Raw genomic sequence first — 2,511 nt, forward strand, 5'->3', positions numbered from 1 at the left:
GCGGACGTGTTCTTCGCCCGCCCGTACCACTCTTGGGAGCGCGGGACGAACGAGAACACCAACGGGTTGATTCGGCGCTTGTTCCCGAAGAGCGAGTCTTTCGCGGCGATGGGCGCGGCGGATCTGCACAGGATCGACATCTTTCTGAACGACCGCCCGCGTAAGTGCCTCGACTGGCAGACGCCGAGGGAGGTGATGAAAGCCTTCCTTGCCGCAGCCGCGTGAGCGGCGTCGGCCAGCAAAGGGTGATGCATGTTTCTCTCCCCCATCCCCCCGTCCGGCGGAATACCGCCGGACGGGGGGATGGGGGAGGCGGCCCTGCCGTGCCCTCGCGGCCTCTCCGCGGCCCCCGCCGACCGCCCTGCGCTTGCAAACGCCGCCGTCCTGTGTCAAAATGACCCCGTTTTCACACGAAGGAACGAATTCCCCGCCCGCCAGTAGCCAGTGTTGCACTGGCTACTGGCTGGCGGGGACTCTTTCAGACACGTCAGCAGGCGCTCGACGTTTTCAGGACGGGCGGTATGGCCCATCACGCCGAAACGCCAGACTTTGCCGGCCAGTGGGCCCAGACCCGCGCCGATTTCGATGCCGTGTTCCGTCAGCAAGCGGCTACGCACCGCCGCATCGTCCACGCCGGCTGGAATTTTCACGGCGTTCAGCATCGGCAGGCGATAGTCCGGCGCCACCAGCATGTGCATGCCCATGGCTGCCAGCCCGGCCACCAGTTGCTCGTGCGCGGCGCGATGCCGGGCATGAACCCGGTCCATCCCCTCCTGCAAAATCACCGACAGCGCGGCATGCAGGGCGTAGAGCATGTTGATCGGCGCCGTGTGATGGTAGGCGCGCTTGGCGCCCTGCCAGTAGTTGATGATCAGGCTGATGTCGAGATACCAGTTGGGCACCTTGGTCTTGCGGTTGCGCAGCTTCTCAATCGCCCGCGGCGAAAAACTGACCGGCGCCAGTCCGGGCGGGCAGGAGAGGCACTTCTGCGTGCCGCTGTAGAAGGCGTCCACGCCCCAGGCGTCGAGCTGGACAGGAATACCTCCCAGGCTGGTGACGCCATCGACCAGATAGAGGGCGTCGGAGCCTTTCAGCAGCGCGCCGATCTCCGCCACGGGATTGCACACGCCGGTTGACGTTTCCGCATGGACCATGGCAACGATCCGGTAACGGTTGTCCGCGAGTTTCGCGCGCACGGCATCGGGCAGCACCGGCGTACCCCATTCAAACTCAATCGTGTCAACCTGCGCACCCAGGCGCGTCGCGACATCCTGCATGCGCATGCCGAACACGCCGTTGATGAGCACCAGCACGCGATCTCCGGGCTCGATCAGGTTGACGAAGCAGGTCTCCATGCCGGCGGACCCCGTACCTGACATCGGCAGGGTGACTTCGTTTTTCGTCTGCATCACCTCTTGAAGCATGGCCTTGATCTCGTTCATCACGGCAATGAAGCGCGGGTCGAGATGTCCAACCGTCGGCAGCGCCAGCGCGGCGTAAACCGCCGGCGGCACACACGAAGGCCCCGGTCCCATCAGCAGCGTTTCCTTAATATCCTTCAGTGCATTCATGCGGAGTCTCCTTGTTTCAACTGCGCGACCACCTCGCGCAAGGCGTTATTGTCCCCTACGTTACCCGGAAACACGATCAAACTACCGCCGGGCCATTTGGCCTCGGCGCCCTGTCGCCAGACCGGTACGCCCGGCAGGATTTGCCCGAGCACCGTCGCCCGGCGGATGCCAAGCCCTTGCGTCGCCACGGCACTTGACGTGATCCCGCCTTTCCCAATAAGAAAACGCGGGCGTGTCTGCAAGCGCCGAACCAGCGAGACCAATGCCGTCGAAATGGCGGCAGACGGTTCCAGATTGGATTCCGATTGCATCCGACTCGTCAGCAGAACGTCCCGCGAGGTGTAGACGACGGCCGTGCGGCCCGCGCGCAGCGCGGACTCGACCAACGGCAGCACGCGGTCCGCTTCGGCATCACCGTTGCCGGCTGTCACCGCTCTGGCGCTGAACTCGACCCCCTCAACCGCTTCTGCCGTCAACAGACGGTCCAGTTGCGCCGTGGTCTTCGGAACATACGATCCGACGATGACCAGGATGCCGCTTCCGGTCGGATCCACAATCTCCTCGCCCGCCAGAAGCGGCCGCTCGGTGATGCCGCTGTACGAACGGACGAAGGAAGCGGCGGTCCGGAACAGGAACCTCCGGCCTCTGCGGCGCGCCCGGCGAATGCCTTCGGTCGCCACAGTCAGGTCATCGTACGACCGGGCATTGACGATCATGCGCCCCGAGGGAGAGCCGGCCTCAATGCGTGCCGCCACGGCGTAAGCGTCTCACCAACCGCATCTTCCTTTTAAACATCAGGTCGCCGATACTGGTTGCTTGAAAGGAGCAATCGGCATGAGCGAATCGAAAGAAGGATGGGCTGAACGTCGGGCGGCAACGCGGCGGGAGTGGGAGCGGATTATCGGGGAGTTCGAGGCAACCGGAATGACCGGGGCGGCGT

Annotated in this window: 2 protein-coding genes; both read right to left on the reverse strand. The window is 64.2% G+C overall.

Features of this window, described 5'->3' with window-relative positions; all coding sequences use genetic code 11:
* Nucleotides 1-389: 389 nt before the first annotated feature.
* Nucleotides 390-1,571, reverse strand: coding sequence for an alanine--glyoxylate aminotransferase family protein (locus FJ222_12605; GenBank protein MBM4165261.1), 1,182 nt, complete (start codon nucleotides 1,569-1,571; stop codon nucleotides 390-392).
* The gene (locus tag FJ222_12610; GenBank protein ID MBM4165262.1) at nucleotides 1,568-2,326 is read right to left on the reverse strand and encodes a hypothetical protein; all 759 of its coding nucleotides are present in this window, start codon (nucleotides 2,324-2,326) and stop codon (nucleotides 1,568-1,570) included. The genes FJ222_12605 and FJ222_12610 overlap by 4 nt, the downstream gene beginning before the upstream one ends.
* Between the last annotated feature and the right edge of the window lie 185 nt (nucleotides 2,327-2,511).

It is taken from the genome of Lentisphaerota bacterium (assembly GCA_016873675.1).
GTDB lineage: Bacteria > Verrucomicrobiota > Kiritimatiellia > RFP12 > JAAYNR01 > VGWG01.

What these genes read in the sequence shown, in the direction of transcription:
- FJ222_12605 (MBM4165261.1), bottom strand. Translation starts at nt 1,571, where the DNA reads ATGAATGCACTGAAGGATATTAAGGAAACGCTGCTGATGGGACCGGGG.